The organism is Pseudomonas sivasensis, from assembly GCF_052938085.1.
Genome location: NZ_CP176442.1, coordinates 1,953,747 through 1,973,810, shown reverse-complemented (window position 1 = coordinate 1,973,810; position 20,064 = coordinate 1,953,747). Strand labels below are relative to the sequence as shown.

General features: G+C 60.8%; 19 protein-coding genes, 4 tRNA genes and 1 riboswitch. Of the genes, 7 read left to right on the top strand and 16 right to left on the bottom strand.

Annotated features, from left to right (window positions below; genetic code table 11):
- Positions 1-8: 8 nt before the first annotated feature.
- From ACKZ62_RS09250 to uvrB, 9 genes are all read right to left on the bottom strand, one after another.
- On the bottom strand, positions 9-443 hold the full coding sequence (locus tag ACKZ62_RS09250) for an acyl-CoA thioesterase (protein ID WP_032888298.1): 435 nt from the start codon (positions 441-443) through the stop codon (positions 9-11).
- Between the two features lie 41 nt (positions 444-484).
- A complete protein-coding gene (locus tag ACKZ62_RS09245; RefSeq protein WP_447096570.1) occupies positions 485-1,318 on the bottom strand; it encodes an alpha/beta hydrolase in 834 nt (277 codons plus the stop codon).
- 16 nt (positions 1,319-1,334) lie between these two features.
- Positions 1,335-1,874 (bottom strand): TetR/AcrR family transcriptional regulator, encoded by a 540-nt coding sequence (locus ACKZ62_RS09240; protein ID WP_032888304.1) that lies wholly within the window; start codon positions 1,872-1,874, stop codon positions 1,335-1,337.
- Between the two features lie 183 nt (positions 1,875-2,057).
- Positions 2,058-2,133, bottom strand: a tRNA-Glu gene (locus ACKZ62_RS09235).
- Positions 2,134-2,211: 78 nt separating this feature from the next.
- Positions 2,212-2,287, bottom strand: a tRNA-Ala gene (locus ACKZ62_RS09230).
- A gap of 50 nt (positions 2,288-2,337) precedes the next feature.
- Positions 2,338-2,413, bottom strand: a tRNA-Glu gene (locus ACKZ62_RS09225).
- A 78-nt stretch (positions 2,414-2,491) separates the two neighbouring features.
- Positions 2,492-2,567 (bottom strand) — tRNA-Ala (locus ACKZ62_RS09220).
- Positions 2,568-2,714: 147 nt separating this feature from the next.
- Complete coding sequence (gene gltX / locus ACKZ62_RS09215) at positions 2,715-4,196, bottom strand: glutamate--tRNA ligase (RefSeq protein ID WP_032885844.1); 1,482 nt, start codon at positions 4,194-4,196, stop codon at positions 2,715-2,717.
- Between the two features lie 201 nt (positions 4,197-4,397).
- A complete protein-coding gene (gene uvrB / locus ACKZ62_RS09210; protein WP_032885845.1) occupies positions 4,398-6,413 on the bottom strand; it encodes an excinuclease ABC subunit UvrB in 2,016 nt (671 codons plus the stop codon).
- 343 nt (positions 6,414-6,756) lie between these two features.
- Between uvrB and ACKZ62_RS09205 the strand changes: the two genes are divergently transcribed.
- Together ACKZ62_RS09205 and ACKZ62_RS09200 are read left to right on the top strand one after the other, a co-directional pair.
- The gene (locus ACKZ62_RS09205; protein ID WP_032885846.1) at positions 6,757-7,953 is read left to right on the top strand and encodes an amino acid aminotransferase; all 1,197 of its coding nucleotides are present in this window, start codon (positions 6,757-6,759) and stop codon (positions 7,951-7,953) included.
- A 98-nt stretch (positions 7,954-8,051) separates the two neighbouring features.
- Positions 8,052-8,261: a hypothetical protein gene (locus ACKZ62_RS09200; protein WP_032885847.1), complete on the top strand. Its 210-nt coding sequence runs from the start codon at positions 8,052-8,054 to the stop codon at positions 8,259-8,261.
- 44 nt (positions 8,262-8,305) lie between these two features.
- Here ACKZ62_RS09200 and ptrR read toward each other — a convergent pair whose 3' ends face one another.
- Positions 8,306-9,178, bottom strand: coding sequence for a putrescine utilization regulator PtrR (gene ptrR, locus ACKZ62_RS09195; protein ID WP_032885963.1), 873 nt, complete (start codon positions 9,176-9,178; stop codon positions 8,306-8,308).
- A gap of 105 nt (positions 9,179-9,283) precedes the next feature.
- Between ptrR and ACKZ62_RS09190 the strand changes: the two genes are divergently transcribed.
- From ACKZ62_RS09190 to ACKZ62_RS09175, 4 genes are all read left to right on the top strand, one after another.
- Entirely contained in the window at positions 9,284-10,666 is a 1,383-nt protein-coding gene (locus tag ACKZ62_RS09190; protein ID WP_095185550.1) for an aldehyde dehydrogenase family protein, read from the top strand.
- A gap of 252 nt (positions 10,667-10,918) precedes the next feature.
- Positions 10,919-11,112: riboswitch (cobalamin riboswitch) on the top strand.
- Between the two features lie 115 nt (positions 11,113-11,227).
- Positions 11,228-12,238: an ABC transporter substrate-binding protein gene (locus ACKZ62_RS09185; RefSeq protein ID WP_447096569.1), complete on the top strand. Its 1,011-nt coding sequence runs from the start codon at positions 11,228-11,230 to the stop codon at positions 12,236-12,238.
- 8 nt (positions 12,239-12,246) lie between these two features.
- Positions 12,247-13,251: a FecCD family ABC transporter permease gene (locus tag ACKZ62_RS09180; protein ID WP_177326422.1), complete on the top strand. Its 1,005-nt coding sequence runs from the start codon at positions 12,247-12,249 to the stop codon at positions 13,249-13,251.
- Positions 13,248-14,012 (top strand): ABC transporter ATP-binding protein, encoded by a 765-nt coding sequence (locus tag ACKZ62_RS09175; protein WP_032885852.1) that lies wholly within the window; start codon positions 13,248-13,250, stop codon positions 14,010-14,012. The genes ACKZ62_RS09180 and ACKZ62_RS09175 overlap by 4 nt, the downstream gene beginning before the upstream one ends.
- Positions 14,013-14,790: 778 nt before the next feature.
- Here the strand turns inward: ACKZ62_RS09175 and ACKZ62_RS09170 are convergent.
- The 3 genes from ACKZ62_RS09170 to ACKZ62_RS09160 all read right to left on the bottom strand — a co-directional run bounded on the left by ACKZ62_RS09170 (position 14,791) and on the right by ACKZ62_RS09160 (position 16,744).
- The gene (locus tag ACKZ62_RS09170) at positions 14,791-15,279 is read right to left on the bottom strand and encodes a GNAT family N-acetyltransferase (protein ID WP_099603115.1); all 489 of its coding nucleotides are present in this window, start codon (positions 15,277-15,279) and stop codon (positions 14,791-14,793) included.
- A complete protein-coding gene (locus ACKZ62_RS09165; protein ID WP_447096568.1) occupies positions 15,276-15,725 on the bottom strand; it encodes a GNAT family N-acetyltransferase in 450 nt (149 codons plus the stop codon). Before ACKZ62_RS09165 ends, ACKZ62_RS09170 begins: the two co-directional genes overlap by 4 nt.
- Before the next feature lie 137 nt (positions 15,726-15,862).
- Positions 15,863-16,744 carry a LysR family transcriptional regulator gene (locus ACKZ62_RS09160; RefSeq protein ID WP_122764658.1) on the bottom strand — a complete coding sequence of 294 codons (882 nt, stop codon included), beginning with the start codon at positions 16,742-16,744 and terminating at the stop codon, positions 15,863-15,865.
- A gap of 100 nt (positions 16,745-16,844) precedes the next feature.
- Between ACKZ62_RS09160 and ACKZ62_RS09155 the strand changes: the two genes are divergently transcribed.
- Complete coding sequence (locus ACKZ62_RS09155; protein ID WP_447096567.1) at positions 16,845-17,897, top strand: alkene reductase; 1,053 nt, start codon at positions 16,845-16,847, stop codon at positions 17,895-17,897.
- A gap of 88 nt (positions 17,898-17,985) precedes the next feature.
- Here the strand turns inward: ACKZ62_RS09155 and ACKZ62_RS09150 are convergent, their stop codons facing one another.
- The 3 genes from ACKZ62_RS09150 to ACKZ62_RS09140 all read right to left on the bottom strand — a co-directional run bounded on the left by ACKZ62_RS09150 (position 17,986) and on the right by ACKZ62_RS09140 (position 20,014).
- Entirely contained in the window at positions 17,986-18,906 is a 921-nt protein-coding gene (locus ACKZ62_RS09150) for an alpha/beta hydrolase fold domain-containing protein (RefSeq protein ID WP_447096566.1), read from the bottom strand.
- On the bottom strand, positions 18,906-19,346 hold the full coding sequence (gene tspO, locus ACKZ62_RS09145) for a tryptophan-rich sensory protein TspO (RefSeq protein ID WP_032885858.1): 441 nt from the start codon (positions 19,344-19,346) through the stop codon (positions 18,906-18,908). Before tspO ends, ACKZ62_RS09150 begins: the two co-directional genes overlap by 1 nt.
- A gap of 104 nt (positions 19,347-19,450) precedes the next feature.
- On the bottom strand, positions 19,451-20,014 hold the full coding sequence (locus ACKZ62_RS09140; RefSeq protein ID WP_447096565.1) for a nucleotidyltransferase family protein: 564 nt from the start codon (positions 20,012-20,014) through the stop codon (positions 19,451-19,453).
- Between the last annotated feature and the right edge of the window lie 50 nt (positions 20,015-20,064).

Sequence of the window (20,064 nt, the reverse complement as noted above, 5' to 3'; positions counted from 1 at the left end):
GGCAACCGTTAACCCCCTGTCAGGGCGGGGCCATAGCCATCGAGAAACTCGCTCGGCATGCGCTTGGGCTTGCCCGTGGACAATTCGATGCAGACGAAGGTGGTTTGCGCGCGCAGAAGGGTTGCACCGTCACGCGGGCGGACCAGTTGAAAGCGGCGGGTCATCTTCAGACGCTGGTCCCAATCGACGATCCAGGTGGCCAGTTGCAGCTCGTCGCCTTCGTAGCCGGCAGCCAGGTAATCAATCTCATGGCGCACCACCGCCATGGCGCGGTCCAGACGGCGATACTCGGTCAGGTCCAGCCCCAAACGCTGGGAATGACGCCAGGCACAGCGCTCCAGCCAGGACACGTACACCGCATTATTTGCGTGCCCCAGGCCGTCGATATCCTCAGGGGCGACCTGCAGGTCAATGATAAACGGCGTTGCCAAATCCCAGCCCATGCCTTGCTCCCAGTCGATTAATGGCGGCGGGAGGCAGTGTATCAGGCGCTTTGCCGCTCCTGTAGACGGCAACCCGCCAACAGCGCCAGCACGCCATCGATCACCCGCGGATCGGCCAGTACTTTCTGGTGGCCGCCTTGTTCAAGGCGCAGCAGGCGGCTGTCGAACCAGGCTTCGTGAATGGCTTGGGAGGCGTTGACGGGGACAAAGGTATCGTCTTCAGCGTGCACGATCAGCCCGGGAATATTCATTTGATAGTGGGCCACATCCAAATGCTTGAGTGGCATTCCGAATGTTTGCTCCACCTCCTGAATAAACACCGAACGCGCCTTCGCTGGCAAACCGACCATTTGGGTAAAACCACGCAGTACATCCAGGAAACGCGACGGTGCAGCGATACTGACCAACGCCTGGGTACGCAACCCCAACTGCACCGCCAACATTGCACTGGCGCCCCCCATGGAATGGCCGACCACTGCATGCAGGGGCGGCAACTCGGCCGCCGCCTCCAGCATGGCGCGAGCAAACAGCAGCACATGAGCCTCACGCCCCGGTGAGCGGCCATGGGCAGGCCCGTCCAGAGCAATCACGGAGTAGCCATTGTCGACTAAGGCGGTGATCAGACTGGCAAACTGGGTTGGCCGGCCTTCCCAGCCGTGCATCAACAAAACTGCCGGACCCTGCCCCCAGCGCAGGGCCGACAAGCCAAAGCGCAAGGTGATGCGCTCCGATTGCGCCAGCAGCGGTAACTCCCAGTCACGGGGCGGCAGGTCGCGGGGCGTCATGAAGGCTCGACGCATCTTGTTGGCCACCGTGTGCGGCGCCAGGTACCCCAGCGTGCCGTTGAAGCGACGAATCCAGGTTAACGCGCCCATTTTGCGAGCCCTCTTCCTATCGCACAGCCGACTTGGCAGCGCGCAACACTCGGTCCGACAGCTCACCCGGCCCCAAGGCGCGGGCCAAGGCCAGACCACCGATCATTAATGCCATATCGGCTAAGGCCTTGTCGGTGTCTTCAGGGCTTGCGGCAAGCTGAGCAGCCATCAACTCGACATGTTCGCTCAGCGCGTCGCGAAAGGCGTCCGGCAGGCGAGCCATCTCCCCTACAGTCGCTGGAATCGGGCAGGCCTGCGCGGTGGAGTCGCGATGCTTGCGCGAGAGGTAAAACGCCGCAACCAACCCCCTGCGCTCTTCTCCGGTCAACTGCGCGTCCATATCGTCGATGGAGGCGCGACGCCTTGCCAGCAGTTGCGTAAAGGCCTCCAGCATCAACGCATCCTTGCTTTCAAAGTGCGCGTAGAAGCCGCCGACGGTCAGCCCCGCCGCGCCCATGACTTCACCGACACTCGGCTCGGCCGGGCCGCGCTGGATCAACGCGGCGCTGGCGGCCTGCAGAATGCGTTCGCGGGTTTGCGCTTTTTTATCGTTCATCAAAGCCTCCGACTCTCATGGGTTGAATATTATTACCATAATAATATTTAGCAAGCGACAGTCATGACCACTGGTCAGAACAGGAAGAAAGGAGGTGATGAGAGAAGTGGTCAAACGCCAGACAAACAAAAGGGCCATTCAATAATTGAATGACCCTTAAAAATCCCGCAGAGCGGGTAATCGTGGCGTCCCCTAGGGGACTCGAACCCCTGTTACCGCCGTGAAAGGGCGGTGTCCTAGGCCACTAGACGAAGGGGACACAAACCTTCTATACAACTGACCGAGCTGAGATCGGTCGATTCAAGGACGGTGTGGCCGGAACCTTGAACCTGTAAATTGGTGGAGCTAAACGGGATCGAACCGTTGACCTCTTGCATGCCATGCAAGCGCTCTCCCAGCTGAGCTATAGCCCCAGATTTTTCGCCTCGCGGCGCAGCAGACCTTTCGAGCTGCTTGTTGAAAATGGCGTCCCCTAGGGGACTCGAACCCCTGTTACCGCCGTGAAAGGGCGGTGTCCTAGGCCACTAGACGAAGGGGACAAAACCTTCTGTACAACCGATCAGAGCTGAGACCTGATCTATTCAAGGACGGTGTGGCCAGACCTTGAACCTGTAAATTGGTGGAGCTAAACGGGATCGAACCGTTGACCTCTTGCATGCCATGCAAGCGCTCTCCCAGCTGAGCTATAGCCCCTCATCGGTGAGGACGGGGCGAATCTTAATGGCGGCTTGGAAGTGTGTCAAATTTATTTTCAACATTTTCCAAATTTTTTTGCCGGGATAACAATCACTTACCGACGAAACCCCGGAAAACCGGGGTTTCGTCACTGCAACGGCCTGCTTATGCGATAGCGCCCAGCAGCTTTTCCCACTCTTTGTTTTCTTTCTTCGAGACACCACCAAGCAAATCAAGGGCTTGGCGCAGACGGAAACGGGTGAGATCCGGACCGAGAATTTCCATCGCATCGAGCACCGACACCGAACTGGCCTGCCCGGTAATCGCAGCAAACATCAGCGGCATGGCATCACGCAACTTCAGTTCCAGGGATTCAACCACCGCCTGAATCGTCGCAGTGATCGCATCCTTCTCCCACTGACGCAGGCTCTCCAGCTTCCACAGGATCAACTGCATCAACTGACGAACCTGGTCGCCAGAGAGCTTCTTGGACTCGAACAGCTTGGCATCCGGGTTAACGCCCCCGGCAAAGAAGAAACTGGCCAATGGTGCAACCTGGCTGAAAGTTTCCACCCTGCCCTGCACCAGCGGCGCGATCTTCATCATGTACTCGGGGTTCAACGCCCACTGCTGCACGCGGCTGGCAAACTCTTCCACCGGCAGATCGCGCAACCACTGGCCGTTGAGCCAGGACAGTTTCTCGACATCGAAAATCGGACCGCCCAGGGACACGCGTGACAGGTCGAAGTTGTCGACCATTTCCTGCAACGAGAACTTCTCACGCTCGTCCGGCATCGACCAGCCCATACGGCCCAGGTAGTTGAGCATCGCTTCCGGCATGAAGCCCATGCGCTCGTAGAAGGTCACCGAAGTCGGGTTCTTGCGCTTGGACAGCTTGCTCTTGTCCGGGTTACGCAGCAGCGGCATGTAGCACAGCTGCGGCTGTTCCCAACCGAAGTATTCGTAAAGCAGGATCAGTTTCGGCGCCGACGGCAGCCACTCTTCGCCACGCAGTACGTGGGTGATGCCCATCAGGTGGTCGTCGACCACATTGGCCAGGAAGTACGTCGGCAGGCCGTCGGTCTTCATCAGCACTTGCATGTCCATGCGATCCCATGGGATCTCGACGTCACCGCGCAGCATATCCGGCACCACGCACACGCCTTCGCTCGGCACTTTCATGCGGATAACGTGCGGTTCGCCAGCAGCCAGGCGCCGAGCCACTTCTTCCTTGGACAGCAGCAGCGCGCGGCCATCGTAGCGCGGGGTTTCGCCACGGGCCTGTTGCTCGGCGCGCATCTGGTCCAGTTCTTCGGCGGTGCAGAAGCACGGGAACGCATGGCCCATGTCGACCAGCTGCTGTGTGTATTGCTTGTAAATGTCGCTGCGCTCGCTTTGGCGATACGGACCGTGCGGCCCGCCGACGTCCGGGCCTTCAGCCCAGGTAATGCCCAGCCAGCGCAGGGCATCGAAAATCTGCTGTTCAGACTCGCGAGTGGAGCGCAGTTGATCGGTGTCTTCGATCCGCAGGATGAATTCACCGCCGTGCTGCTTGGCAAAACAGTAGTTGAACAAGGCGATGTAGGCGGTGCCGACGTGGGGATCCCCAGTAGGCGATGGCGCAATGCGCGTGCGGACGGTGGTCATGGCGGGTCTCGAATGGGCGATAAAACTTAAAATTGAAACAAGGGGCGAATGGTAACAGCCTGGGTGATTTCTGGAAAACCGAGGCGTAACCATCGAGGGCAAGTCGAATCGTCGCAACGCCCCTCCCACATTTGACGGTGTTCACAAGTCAAAGCGAGGGAGGAGGCTTGCCCCCGATAAGGCCCGCCCAGCCACCGCAGATCAGACAGCCAGCAAGCGCTCGCGCAACTTGCCAATCTCATCCCGCGTCTGCGCCGCCGCCTCGAACTCCAGATCCCGCGCCAACTGGTACATCTTCTCTTCCAACTGGCGAATCCGCTTGGTGATCTCACTCGGCGAGCGCAGTTCGTTCTCGTACTTGGCGCTTTCCTCTGCGGCCTTGGCCATGCCCTTGCGCTTCTTGCTGCGCGAACCGGGCACGGTGGCGCCTTCCATGATGTCGGCGACGTCCTTGAACACGCCTTTTGGCGTGATGCCATTTTCCAGGTTGAACGCGATCTGCTTGTCGCGACGACGCTGAGTCTCGCCAATCGCCCGTTCCATAGAACCGGTGATGCGGTCCGCGTAGAGAATCGCCCTGCCATTAAGGTTTCGCGCCGCCCGCCCGATGGTCTGGATCAGCGAGCGTTCGGAGCGCAGAAAGCCCTCCTTGTCCGCATCGAGGATCGCCACCAGCGACACTTCCGGCATGTCCAAACCTTCGCGCAGCAGGTTGATGCCTACCAACACATCAAAGGTACCCAGGCGCAGATCACGGATGATCTCAACGCGCTCCACCGTGTCGATATCCGAGTGCAGATAGCGCACCCGCACGCCGTGGTCGGCCAGATAGTCGGTCAAGTCTTCGGACATGCGCTTGGTCAGCGTGGTGACCAGCACCCGCTCTTCCAGAGCGACACGCTTATTGATCTCGGACAGCAGGTCATCGACCTGGGTCAGCGCCGGGCGGATTTCAATTTCCGGGTCCACCAGGCCGGTCGGACGCACCAGTTGCTCAATAACGCGGCCGGCATGCTCGGCCTCGTAGTTACCCGGTGTGGCCGACACAAAAATGGTCTGCGGGCTAATAGCCTCCCACTCGTCGAAGCGCATCGGCCGGTTATCCAGTGCCGACGGCAGCCGGAAACCGTACTCCACCAACGTCTCTTTACGTGAGCGGTCGCCCTTATACATAGCGCCCACTTGCGGCACGCTGACATGGGATTCGTCGATCACCAGCAGCGCGTCATCGGGCAGGTAGTCATAGAGCGTCGGCGGCGGCGCGCCGGATTCGCGACCCGAGAGGTAGCGCGAGTAGTTTTCGATGCCGTTGCAGTAGCCCAGCTCCAGGATCATCTCCAAGTCAAACCGGGTGCGCTGCTCAAGACGCTGGGCTTCCACCAGCTTGTTATTGGCCCGCAGGTATTCCAGGCGCTCGGCCAACTCCACCTTGATGCCCTCGATGGCACCCATCAGGGTTTCACGCGGGGTCACGTAGTGACTTTTCGGATAGAAGGTGAAGCGCGGCAGCTTGCGGATGACCTCGCCGGTCAACGGGTCGAAGGCTGAGAGGCTCTCCACTTCATCGTCGAACAGCTCGATGCGGATCGCTTCCAGATCGGATTCGGCCGGGTAAATATCGATCACGTCGCCGCGCACGCGGAAGGTGGCGCGGGCAAAGTCCATGTCGTTGCGGGTGTACTGCAAACTCGTCAGGCGGCGCAACAACTCCCGCTGGTCGAGTTTGTCGCCACGGTCCACGTGCAGCACCATCTTCAAATACGCTTCCGGGCTGCCCAGGCCGTAGATACACGACACCGTGGTGACAATGATCGCGTCCTTGCGCTCCAGCAGCGCCTTGGTCGCCGACAGCCGCATCTGCTCGATATGGTCATTGATCGACGCATCCTTCTCGATAAAGGTGTCGGAAGACGGCACATAAGCTTCAGGCTGGTAGTAGTCGTAGTAGGAAACGAAGTATTCCACTGCGTTATTCGGGAAGAACGCCTTGAACTCGCCGTAGAGCTGCGCGGCCAGGGTCTTGTTTGGCGCCAGCACCAAGGTGGGCCGGTTGATCTGTGCGATCACGTTGGCAATGCTGAAAGTCTTGCCTGAACCGGTCACGCCGAGCAGCGTCTGGTGAGCCAGGCCGGCCTCGATGCCTTCGACCATCTGGCGAATGGCTTCTGGCTGATCGCCAGCGGGTTCAAAGCGGGTGACTAGTTGGAAATCCGACATAACGTACCTCTTGAAGTCACCCCGGACTGTAAACCCGTCGGGGAAGAAATAGACCACCACCCGCGAACTTTCAGAGCGAGCAGTAGGAAAAAACCATGATAGCCATAGAAGTGGTGGCGAATGTGACGGGTTTCAAGGCAATCGTCCTGCCTGCCATCTGGGATCGACGTTGCAATAAGACTAACGGTCAGCAAATAAACCGAAAAACTTGGCCGAAAAGCCGTTTCGGTTGTCGCCCTCAGCCGTGATGGCCTCTATACTAGTTCCCCGTTTGTGCACCGCTCTAGTGCATTCGGCTGGAGCGCGACACGTCCCTCCCTTCCCCCATAGAGCTGCCGCAAAAATGAGCCTGTTCTCCGCTGTCGAAATGGCACCACGCGATCCTATCCTGGGCCTCAACGAAGCATTCAACGCCGACACACGAACCACCAAGGTCAACCTTGGCGTAGGCGTTTACTGCAACGAGGAGGGGAAGATTCCACTCTTGCGTGCCGTTGCCGAAGCGGAAGCCATTCGCGTGGCGCAACACGCCGCCCGTGGCTACTTGCCGATCGACGGTATCGCCGCCTATGACAAGGCCGTTCAAACCCTGCTGTTCGGGAACGACTCGCCACTGCTCGAAGCTGGTCGTGTCGTGACCGTCCAGGCCGTTGGTGGCACTGGCGCCCTGAAGATCGGCGCTGATTTCCTCAAGCAACTGCTGCCAGACGCCGTCGTCGCCATCAGCGACCCGAGCTGGGAAAACCACCGTGCGCTGTTCGAAACCGCTGGTTTCCCGGTGCAGAACTACCGCTACTACGACGCCGCCACCCACGACGTGAACCGCGCCGGCCTGCTCGAAGACCTCAACGCCCTGCCGCCGCAGTCCATCGTGGTGCTGCACGCCTGCTGCCACAACCCGACCGGCGTCGACCTGAGCCCGGCCGACTGGCAAAACGTGCTGGACGTGGTCAAGGCCAAGAACCTGGTGCCGTTCCTCGACATGGCCTACCAGGGCTTTGGCGATGGCATCCACGAAGACGCAGCCGCTGTGCGCCTGTTCGCGGAATCGGGCTTGACCTTCTTTGTCTCCAGTTCGTTCTCCAAGTCGTTCTCCCTGTACGGCGAACGTGTGGGCGCGCTGTCCATCGTCGGCGACTCCAAGGAAGAAAGCGCGCGCATCCTGTCCCAGGTCAAGCGTGTGATCCGCACCAACTACTCCAACCCGCCAACCCACGGCGCAGCAATCGTTGCCGCCGTGTTGAACAGCCCTGAACTGCGCGCCCAGTGGGAAGCCGAACTGGCCGAGATGCGCCTGCGCATCCGTGGCATGCGTGAGCAGATGGTTGCCGAACTGGCCAAGGCTGCGCCGGGCCACGACTTCAGCTTCGTCGGTCGCCAGCGTGGGATGTTCTCCTACTCCGGTCTGACCGTTGAGCAAGTCACCCGCCTGCGCAGCGAGTTTGGTATCTACGCGCTGGATACCGGGCGTATCTGTGTGGCGGCGTTGAACCAGTCGAACATTGCTGCGGTCACACAGGCAATCGTTCAGGTGCTGTAAACCTGCTAGCGTTGCACAGAAGGGGAAGCCATGGTTTCCCCTTTTTTGTGTCCAGCCCCTAGACTGAACCCTGACCGCCCCTTTGCTGTGAGAGCTCTATGAGAAACGACGACTTGGACCTGCGCGCCGACCGCGACGAACTGCACGACTACACCCCACGTGCGCCGCAGGTGAAGCGGCAGAAGAGTTTGGTGTTGCAGGTGGCCCTCGGTGTATTCCTTGGTGGTTTGGCGTTGTGGCTGGTGCAGTTGGGTGCGACAGCAATTATGGCGAAACTCGCCATGGGCACCTTCCAGTTCGGCGGCTGATAAAAAAACAGGTGGGACGGGGCTTATCCCCTCCCACAGTGGATTCAGGCGGCTACCAGCCCGCGCTCTTCCAGCAACTTCACAAAGCTGTTCAAACTCTGCGAAACAGTCCCCCGCCGCCAGATCAACCAAGTGTTCAGCAAGCGAAAGCTGTCCATCAGCGGCCACACACTCACCGCAGCGAACCCGGGCATGCTTTCCAACATACTGCGCGGCATCAGCGCCAGCCCAGCACCGGCGCTGACGCAGGCAAGCATGCCGTGGTAGGACTCAATCTCGAAGATCTTGCCCGGCACCGCGCCATCCTGTGAGAACCAGCGTTCAAAGTGATGCCGGTACGAGCAGTTTGAGCGGAACGTATAGATGTTCTCGCCATTTACGTCCTGCCCCCGGCTGATCGGCGCATGGTGCAGTGGCGCGATCACCACCATCTCCTCCTCAAACACCGCCACGCCCTCCAGGGTCGAATGCAGCACCGGCCCGTCGACAAACGCGGCGGTCAGGCGCCCCGACAATACCCCCTCGATCATGGTGCCCGACGGCCCGGTGCTCAGGTCCAGTTCGACCTTGGTGTGCTTCTGGTTATACGCCGCCAGCAACGCCGGGATACGCACCGCCGCCGTGCTTTCCAGGGAGCCGAGGGCAAACGCCCCCTGAGGTTCTTCCCCCGCCACCGTCGCGCGAGCCTCTTGCACCAGATCGAGAATGCGCCGCGCGTAACCGAGGAAATTCCAACCTGCCGGCGACAGGCGCAGTCGGCTCTTCTCGCGGATAAACAGCTCCACGCCCAGATCCTGCTCCAGTTGCTTGATCCGCGTGGTCAAGTTTGACGGCACCCGATGAATCAACTGCGCGGCGGCGCTGATGCTGCCTTGTTCGGCGACGGCCTTGAAGATTTCCAGTTGCACGAGATCCAATTCATTCTCCATTCGTGAATGTATTGCTTAATATTATTCAGTTTCCAGAAAAGATCCAGCCCCGTACGCTGACCTCCATTCCCAACGTACACGCAGGACGGTGCCATGAACGCGAACACCCACGCCTTATCGATCAACCCCGCCAACGGCCAAACCGTCGGCAACTATCCCTACGAAACAACAGCGCAGCTGGATGCCGCCCTCGACCGCGCCACCAGCGCCTTCCGCACCTGGCGCCGCCAGCCGGTGAGCCAGCGCGCCGAGCTGCTGTTAGCCCTGGCCGCCGCCTTGCGCGAGCAAGCCGAAGCCATGGCGCAGATGATCACTCTGGAAATGGGCAAACCCATCGCCCAGGCACGTGCCGAAGTCGAAAAATGCGCGCAACTGAGTGAATGGTACGCAGCCCAAGGCCCGGCCATGCTCGCCCCGGAACCGACCCTGGTCGACAACGGCACCGCCCACATCGAATACCGCCCGCTGGGCCCGATTCTCGCCGTAATGCCGTGGAACTTCCCGGTATGGCAGGTACTGCGCGGCGCCGTGCCAACCATGCTCGCCGGCAACACTTACGTGCTCAAACACGCGCCGAATGTGATGGGCAGCGCCTACCTGATCCAACAAGCGTTCCGTAAAGCCGGCTTTGCTGAAGGCTTATTCGAAGTGATCAACGTCACCCCCGAGGGCGTGTCCAAAGCCATCGCGGACCCACGTATTGCCGCCGTGACCCTCACCGGCAGCGTGCGCGCCGGCATCGCTATCGGCTCCCAGGCCGGTGCCGCGTTGAAAAAATGCGTGCTGGAACTGGGCGGCTCCGACCCGTTCATCGTGCTCAACGACGCCGACCTCGACGCCGCCGTGCAAGCCGCGCTCATCGGCCGCTTCCAGAACAGTGGCCAAGTCTGCGCCGCCGCCAAGCGCCTGATCATCGAAGCCGGTGTTGTGGAAGCCTTCACGGCCAAGTTCGTCGAAGCCAGCCGTGCCCTGGTGATGGGCGATCCCACATCAGCTGCCACCTACATTGGCCCAATGGCCCGCTTCGACCTGCGCGACGAGCTGCACGGTCAGGTCCAGGCCACCCTGGAGGAAGGCGCGACCCTGTTGCTCGGCGGCCATAAAGTCACAGGCGACGGCAACTACTACGAGCCGACCGTACTCGCCAACGTCACCGACCAGATGACCTCGTTCAAACAGGAACTGTTCGGCCCCGTGGCCTCGATCATCACCGCCCGCGACGCCGACCACGCGGTGGCCCTGGCCAATGACAGCGAATTTGGCCTCACCGCGAGCATCTTCACCACTGACGCAGCGAAAGCACGGGATATCGCCAATCAGCTGGAAACCGGCGGGATCTTCGTCAACGCCTTCAGCGTCTCCGACCCACGGGTGGCGTTTGGCGGCGTGAAGAAAAGTGGATTCGGTCGCGAGCTGTCGCACTTCGGCGTTCGCGAGTTCTGCAATGCGCAGACGGTGTGGCTGGATCGAAAATAACCCCGGCTGCGCAGCGGGCCTTTCATGGCAGGCGGCCGTGTTGTGGTGAGCCATCTGATCGCGCATTTAGGCGGGATCAAGCAAAAAACGGATTGCGAAGCTACTGACGAACACACATTGGCCGCCTCCTTTTTGCGAGGCGCGAACGTCCTAGCGACTTTTTAACGATAGGCGCCATGACTTGGCGCGACATCGAAGATCGCGCCACCGGCACGCGAACTGAAGCTCAGCCTCCCTCTGCGAGGCTGAATCAACTACCATAGCGCCGCCGGTTCCCCCATGGGACTAATAGGGAATTCGAAACGCCGCCCGCGGCGTCAATCGAAACTGCCCCCGCAACTGTAGGTGCCGAGCCTGCTCCTTAACGCCACTGGACCTCGTCCGGGAAGGCTGGAGCGTGGCGAAGACGCATCAGTCAGGAGACCTGCCGGCCCAGCACAATCACTAACCGGCGGGGTGTCCGGGAAGGACATCCTTGCCTGCCCGACCGGCAGCGTTCAAGGGCGTATTTCCGAGCCGTACTGCCCCTGCTTCACCTACGGTTCACACGGAGATCGCCCCATGCTGCCACGCGTTACTGCCCTGATCACCGGTCTGGGTTTCTGTGCCCTGGCTCAAGCGGCGCCCACTCACTACCCGCTGACGGTCCAAAACTGCGGCAGCGCCGTGACCTTCCCGCAAGCCCCCGCACGCAGCGTGACCATCGGCCAGGCCGCCACCGAAATGCTGTATGCCCTGGGCGTCGGCGACAAAGTGGTCGGCACCTCGCTGTGGTTCAACAGTGTGCTGCCCCAGTACCAGGCGCAGAACGACAAAATCGAACGCCTGGCCAACAACGAGCCAAGCTTTGAAGCAGTGATCGCCAAACGCCCGCAACTGGTGGCTGCCGAGCTGGAATGGGTGGTCGGCCCGCAAGGCGTGGTGGGCACCCGTGAGCAATTCCACGAATTGAAGATCCCCACCTACCTGCTGCCTTCCGACTGCGAAGGCAAGGACAATCTGGTGGGCGCCGACGGCACGCGGCTGGAGCCGTTCCGCATCGAGACCCTCTACAAGAGCATCAGCCAACTGGCCGAGATTTTCGACGTGCAGGCGCACGGCCAACAGCTGAACGACGACCTCAAGGCGCGCCTGGCCAAGTCCGTTGCCACCGCGCAGAGTAAAGGCCTCAAGCAAGCCAGCGCGCTGGTCTGGTTCTCCAGTTCCGAGATAGCCAGCGACCCGTACGTGGCGGGCCACAAGGGCATCCCCGAATTCATGCTCGAAACCCTCGGCCTGCACAACGTGGTGCAGTCCGATGAAGAGTGGCCCGCTGTTGGCTGGGAAACCATCGCCAAGGCCAACCCGACGTTCCTGGTGATCGCCCGCATGGACCGTCGCCGCTACCCTGCCGACGACCATGAAAAGAAACTCGCCTTCCTACGCAGCGACCCGGTCACGCGCAACATGGACGCCGTCAAACACAACCGCATCATCATCCTCGACGCCTTGGCGCTGCAGGCCAGCCTCCGCACGTTCGATGGCCTTGAACAGCTGGCCGGCGCCATCGACGGCTACGACCTGCGCAAATGAGTAAAAGCGTGATCCGCACCCTGCTCGCCCTGACCCTGCTTTCAGCCGCCCTACTCGCGGGCGTGGCCATCGGCGAAACGTCCATCGAGCCGCAGGTGGTGCTTCAAGTGCTCGCCAATAAGCTGTGGAACGCCGGCTATCTGCTCGATCCAATCGACGAAGGCGTGGTGTGGAACTACCGCCTGACGCGCGCCCTGGTCGCTGCCGCGTGCGGTGCGGGGCTGGCCACCTGTGGGGTGATCTTGCAGTCGTTGCTGCGCAACCCGCTGGCCGATCCCTATCTGCTGGGTATCAGCGCCGGCGCCTCCACCGGCGCGGTGTTGGTGGCGCTGATGGGCGTGGGCGGCGGGTTGATTTCACTGTCGGCCGGCGCGTTTGTCGGGGCCATGGCGGCGTTTGCCCTGGTGATCTTGCTCGCGCGGGCCAGCGGCTCTATGAGCGGTACCGGCCAGATCATCCTCGCGGGCATTGCCGGTTCGCAGATGTTCAATGCCCTGACCGCGTTTCTCATTACCAAGTCGGCCAGTTCCGAGCAGGCCCGCGGCATCATGTTCTGGCTGCTGGGCAACCTCAGCGGTGTGCGCTGGCCTTCGGTGTGGCTGGCGGTGCCGGTAGCGGTTGCCGGCTTGGCGGTGTGCTTGTGGCATCGGCGTGCGCTGGATGCGTTTACCTTCGGCAGTGACTCGGCGGCGTCCCTCGGCATTCCGGTGCGCCGCGTGCAATTTGTGCTGGTGGGCTGCGCGGCGTTGGTGACGGCGGTGATGGTGTCGATTGTCGGCTCCATCGGCTTTGTCGGCCTGGTGATCCCCCATGCGGTGCGCCTGTTGCTGGGCACCGGGCACTCGCGGTTGCTGCCAGCCAGCGCCTTGGGCGGCGCGCTGTTTTTGATCGCGGCGGATGTGCTGTCGCGCACCTTGATCAAAGGCCAAGTGATTCCTGTGGGCGTGGTCACTGCCCTGGTCGGCGCGCCGGTGTTCGCGTTGATCCTGATCGGGCGGAGGAATGCGCGATGAAGGTGCTCAGTTGTACGGGCCTGGGTTTCAAGGTGCGCGATGCCGAGTTGCTACGCGATATTCATCTTGAGGTGCAGTTAGGGGAAACCTTGGGGATTGTCGGCCCGAACGGCTCCGGTAAATCCACCTTGCTCAAACTGCTGGCGGGGTTGCGAACACCCGCCTCTGGTGAGGTACGGCTTGGGGGCACGCGTTTGGGCGACCTGTCCCGCCGCGCCATCGCGCAACAGCTGGCAGTGGTGGAGCAACAGGCCGACACCGACGACGCCATCCGCGTATTCGACGCCGTGGCGTTGGGGCGCACGCCATGGTTGTCGGCGCTGAGCCCGTGGTCACGCGAGGACGACGCCATCGTGTGCCAGGCCCTGCACGATGTGGACGCCACCCACCTGAGCCAACGCGCCTGGCGCAGCCTCTCCGGCGGCGAACGCCAACGTGTGCACATCGCCCGCGCCTTGGCGCAACGGCCACAGATTCTGCTGTTGGATGAGCCGACCAATCACCTGGATATTCAACATCAACTGGCAATCTTGAAGGGTGTGCAAGGGTTACCGGTGACGACGCTGATCGCGCTGCATGACCTTAATCAGGCCCTGACCTGTGATCGATTGGCGGTGCTCGATCACGGGCAATTGGTGGCGCTGGGCACACCGCTGGACGTGCTGACACCGCAGCGGTTGCAGGAGACGTTCGGTGTGCAGGGGCATTACCTGACGGACCCGTTTGATGGGGCGCAGATACTGCGGTTGCGTTCTAACTGAGGCGCTCGGTGAGCACCGCAGATGGACGTTAAGTGACCGATGAGCCTTTTGTGGTGAGCGGGCTTGCCCCGCGCTGGGCTGCGAAGCGGCCCCAATAAAGCCACCGCAATTTCTCAGAAAAACCGCAGTGCCTGGTTTTAGGGCCGCTGCGCAGCCCAGCGCGGGGCAAGCCCGCTCACTACAGAAAGCACTTTCAGCACATAAAGCACTTCCTCCATAGCAAGTACTTTCACCACAGACAGCACTTCCACGCGGCCGGGCGTTATGTGACCGATGAGCCTTTTGTGGTGAGCGGGCTTGCCCCGCGCTGGGCTGCGAAGCAGCCCCAATAAGGCCACCGCAATTCCTCAGAAAAACCGGTGCCTGGTTTTAGGGCCGCTGCGCAGCCCAGCGCGGGGCAAGCCCGCTCACTACAGAAAGCACTTTCACCACAGGAAGTACTTTCACTACAGCAAGTACTTTCACCACAGACAGCACTTCCACGCAGATGGGCGTTATGTGACCGATGAGCCTTTTGTGGTGAGCGGGCTTGCCCCGCGCTGGGCTGCGAAGCGGCCCCGATAAGGCCACCGCAATTTCTCAGAAAAACCGCAGTGCCTGGTTTGGGGGCTGCTGCGCAGCCCAGCGCGGGGCAAGCCCGCTCACCACGGAAAGCACTTTCACCACAGGAAGTACTTTCACTACAGAAAGCACTTTCAGCACAGGACGTACTTTCACCACAGGAAATACTTCCACCACAAGAAGCCCTCTGACCACGACGAGCGCGCTCACCGCAAACCTATAAACTCCGCTGCATATGCGTCGTCTGCCACACCGGGTCGGCCTCGACATCCACAATCTCAAACCCCTGCCGCCCCCAAAAATCAATCGCCCCAGGCAGGAATGGGTGGGTATGCAGATACACCACGTCCACGCCATCCGCCCGCGCCCTGCCCTCCAACGCGCGGTATAACTCCCCCGCCAGACCGAAGCGGCGAAAGGCCGGAAGGACGAACAGGCGCACGACTTCCACAGTCTTGCGGCCTTGGTAATTCAATTGGGGGAAACGATCGTCGTAGGGCAAATAACCGATGGCGGCGATGATCTGGTGGTCCTGGCGAGCGATCAGGAAGTGCCCATCGCCGTGAAGGTAAGTGGCCTCGAATTGCGCCAGGTCGGCGGGCATGCTGGTATCGCTGAGCTTGGGGAACAGCTCGGCACGGGCTGCCAGGACGAAGGCCAGAACCTCTGGAATGTCGGCAACCGTGACCGTCTGGATATTGATCATTCACTCACTCGCTCGTAGCGCAAATACCCGTTGGCCGCTGTTCCCACACACACGAACCCAGCCACCTCATACATCAACCGGGCCGGGTTGTCCGCCCGCACGCACAAGCTCAACCGCGCATAACCGTCCTGCCCCGCCGCCGCCCGGTAGGCCTCCAGCAATGCACGCCCAATACCCTTGCGCCGATATGCCTCGCCGACGTTGATCGTGCACAACTCGGCAAGACCGTCCTCGGGCATCCACATCGAATAACCGGCGAACTGTCCGTCGAGCATGGCCACCGTCAATCGCTCAACGTTGTTGACCCAACGTGTGAGGTGCCGTTCCAACTGCTCTTGCCAGACCACTTCGTGTGCAGGCTCCCAACGCTGGATATATCCCCGCTCGCCCCGGTAAACCGCGGGCAGGTCGGTGATCCTGGCCGGCCGTAGCGTCAGCTCGTTCACTCAAGCAACTCGCAGAATGAAGTGCCCTTCAGGGCTGCAGGCGGACAGGCAGGATGGGGCTGAGCGCTTGAGGCCGGGTTGAAGAATCTCATGTACATCCCTTCGTTTGAGTGGGAGGCGAAAGGTTACCCGGCCAGTCATGCATCCTCCAGCTTGTCGCGCAAAAACTCGATAAACCGCTGGGTCTTCGCGGGCAGCAGCCGCGTTTCGGTCAGGGCATAAACTGAAACCGACGAGCCATGCCAGTCGGGCAGTACTCTGCACAGTGTCCCGCTGACCACATCCTGCTCGGCAATGCCTTCGGGCAGCAGCGCAATCCCCAGGTTCAACGCGGCCAGGCGTCTGAGCATGCCCACGCTGTTGAGCTCAAACCGCCCACTCACGTCGACGTCCACCTTCTCCGACCCCGACTCCAAGACCCATCGATGCGCCCTTGACCCGCGCATGCGCAAACATTCGTGATGCGCCAGATCTGCTGGCTGAGCTGGCAGTCCGGCGCGTTCCAGGTACTGGGGCGAGGCGTAAAACGCTCGCCGCATATTCGCGAGTTTGCGCGCGATCAGGTGGGAATTGGCGGGCTCGCCCATGCGAATGACCACGTCCACTGGATCGCTGATCAAGTCGACCTGGCGCGGCGTTAAGTCGAGTTCGAACGTGATGTCCGGATACAACCGGGAAAACTCGGCAATCAACGGCGCCAGGTAGACCATCGCGAAATCCACCGGCAACGAAGCGCGCAGCACGCCGTTGGGTTGGGCGAGCATTTCGCCGAGTTGTTCATGGGCCAGGCGGGCCTCGTCGACGATGCGCTTGCACCGCTCAAAGTACAACTGACCCGCCTCAGTGGGCTCAATCTTGCGCGTAGTGCGGTGCAACAGCCGCAGGCCGATACCTTTTTCCAATTCGCTGATGCGCCGGGACAGCGTCGAGTTCGGCATGCCCAGGCTTTCGGCCGCGCGACTGAAACTGCGTGCCTTCACCACCTCGACAAACAGCGCCATATCGTTGAGAAATTCCACAGCATTATCCCATCAGTGGATTAGTCATTTCGTATTTCAGGCATTTATCCCGAAATCGGATTGATCAATCATAACCCCATCACTGATGAGGAACACCGCCATGAATGCTCTTTTCTCTCCCCTTTCCCTTGGTCGCTACACCCTCGCCAACCGCCTGATCATGGCGCCGATGACACGCTCGCGCGCCAACGACGCCGGTGTGCCTTCCGACCTTGTGACCACCTACTACGCCCAACGCGCCACCGCCGGTTTGATCATCTCGGAAGGCGTATTTCCCGACGCGTCGGGCAAAGGCTACGTCCGCACTCCAGGTATCGAAACCGCCGAACACGTGGCCGCCTGGAAATCTGTCACCCAAGCCGTGCACGCCCAGGGCGGGCACATCTTCATGCAACTGATGCATTGCGGGCGGGTCTCTCACCCTTCACTGCTGCCCGACGGCGCGCTGCCGCTGGCCCCTTCTGCGATCAAACCGGCGGGCCAGACCTGGACCGCGAACGGCCTGCAGGATTTCGTCACGCCCCATGCTTTGAGCGTCACGCAGATCGGTGGCGTGGTCGACAGCTACCGTCATGCCGCACGCCGGGCAATCGAGGCAGGCTTTGACGGGGTGGAGTTGCACGCCGCCTCCGGTTACCTGCCCGAGCAATTCCTCTCCAGCAGCAGCAACCAACGCAAAGATCAGTACGGTGGTTCGGTGGAAAACCGTAGCCGCTTCGTACTGGAAGTGCTCGCCGCAATGGTCGATGAAGTAGGCAGTGATCGCGTGGGCATCAAAATTTCCCCGGAGATGAACTTCAACGACATCAGCGATGCCAACCCGCAGGAAACCTTCACCTACCTGGTCAAGCAACTGCGCGAGCTGAAACTGGCCTACTTGCATGTGGCACTGTTCGGGGCGAGCTTCGACTATCACGCTGCGTTGCGAGAATTGTTCGAGGGCCGCTACCTGATCGGAGGCGGCCTTACACGGGACAGCGCCGACACCTTGATCGCCGAGGGCAAAGCCGATGCGGCGGTGTTCGGCGGCGCGTTCCTGGCCAATCCGGACCTGCCCGCGCGCTTTCTCAGTGGTGCCGCTTTGAATGTGCCCGACAAAGACACCTTCTACACGCCAGGTGCCGAGGGTTACATCGACTACCCAGCACTCTGAAGCGTAGAACCTTCAGTCACTTGTCTGATACGGGACGGTTGGTGAATAGGATCCAGTTGTGGTGAGCAGGGCTGCCCCACCAAAACACCTATTCACCACTGATCCTCGTCGAGATCCACCCTCGGCTATACGCCAACACCGCCTCGCCCATCGCCACTGGAAAATGGATAAATCCATGGGCCGACTCCGGCAGCAGATGGGCCTCTGCCTGTGGCCACCGTTCAGCGATTAACAGTGTGTCGTCTTTGAGCGGGTCCAACTCACCCACAAACATCAACGCCGGTGGCAGGCCGTCGAAGTCGCCATACAGCGGCGACAACGGCGCCTGTCTGCGCTCGTCATCGCTGAGACCTGGCGTCAGCATGCGCAGCGCATCGACCATTCCTGGTCCGTCCAGCAACAAGGTCTCCGGCCCGGCGTTGCGCACACTCGGCGTACCGGTCAAATCGTAAACACCGTAATACAGCACCGCGCCGCTCACACGCTGGAGCAACTCCGGCCATTGCTTGAGCGCCAACAACGTCGCCGCCGCAAGGTGCCCGCCGGCCGATTCGCCGACGACGATGACCGGCAGCTTTTTGAACTCATCCTCACAGAGCAACCAGCGCGCCGCCGCCAGGCAATCCTCCATCAGCCCTTCCACCGGCGTATCCACCGCCAGCCGGTAATCCACCGACACCACCGCCACGTCGCATGCGTTAACCATGCCGAGGTTAAGATCGTCGTCCATCTGCGCATTGCCAATCACCCAGCCGCCGCCGTGGATATCCAGCACCACGCCTTTAGGCTTGCCGACTGGCCGCAGGATGCGTACGGGGACGTTGTCGACAATTTTGCACTGCGCCGCTGGCGCCTTCTTGAGCGTTTGGCTGACGCGCAACAATCCCTGGATCAAACGCGGCGTCACGCGGTTACGGATCTTGAAGCGCGGCATCCAGGCGAGCTTTTGATTGAAGCGGCGCATCTGGGCCAAATCCGACTCGCTGGCCGGCCAAGGTTGGTGGGCCATCAACGGTTATTCCGCAGGATCGAGAAATTCAACGCCGCCGCTACGCACAGCCACGCCAAATACGGGAACAGGATCAAGCCGGTGATCAGGTCCAGACGCACCGCCATCACCACCATCGTCGCCACCGTTACCCACAGCACCGCAATAATCACCATCCCCGCAAAGATGCGATGGGCGCCGAAGAACACCGGGGTCCACAACGTATTCAGTGCGATCTGCGCAGCCCACAGCGCCAATACCATTTCGCTGCCTGGGATCAGTGTGAGGCGATAACCGGCCCAGGCCAGCAGCAGGTAGATAATCGTCCACGCGACCGGGAACAGCCAATTGGGCGGGGTGAAGCTGGGTTTGACGAGGGATTCATACCAGGCGCCAGGTTTGAAAAGGATGCCGGTGCTGGCGGCGGCGGCGCAGGCGAGCAGGAAGATGAAGAAGGTCATGGTCGGTCCTTGAGGTCGGTTGAAAGAAAACCACGCATAGCATCAGTGACTCAAACCGCCGCAGATAAATTCAATCAACCACACAAAAATGGACTGCACGGTGCTCAAACCGGCTCCACAATCCTCAGCCACGGCCACCGCACCTGATAACTCCTGGCTTTGCGCGCAAACAATTCAGGCTCCGGGTGCAGTGGGTTAATCCGAAGAATCCCCTGCTCCACATCCGCCAGCCCATAGGGCGCATACACCTCACCGGTGGCGATCTCCAACCCGATGCACGTCCCCGCCACCAGGTAACGGTCCACCCCCTGTTTAGCCGAGTGCAACTGCGGATACGGTCGGCCAAACCGCTGCCCATACCAGAGGTGAACCCGCGCCTGGTTCTTGACCTCAACATTCACGCCCAAATCCTGGAACAACTGCTCGGCCCTGCGAATCACAGCGTCCTCGGCCTCATAGGACAAGTCGGTGTCGAAGTAGAAAACGTCGTAGTCCTTTACGCCCTGCGCGGCAGGGAGATTGGATTGATGATTCCACACCGCCTGGAATAGACATCCCGCCGTGAGCATGCATTGCTCCACCCTGAGGTCGGGCAGACGCGCGGTGATTTCGGCGTTGATGGGGTTGGCCATGGCCAGGTTGAGCAAGGTGTCGACGGTCAATGTCATGGGATCCCTGAGTTAATCAGCCCTTTGGTGGAAGTCGACTGTACAACATC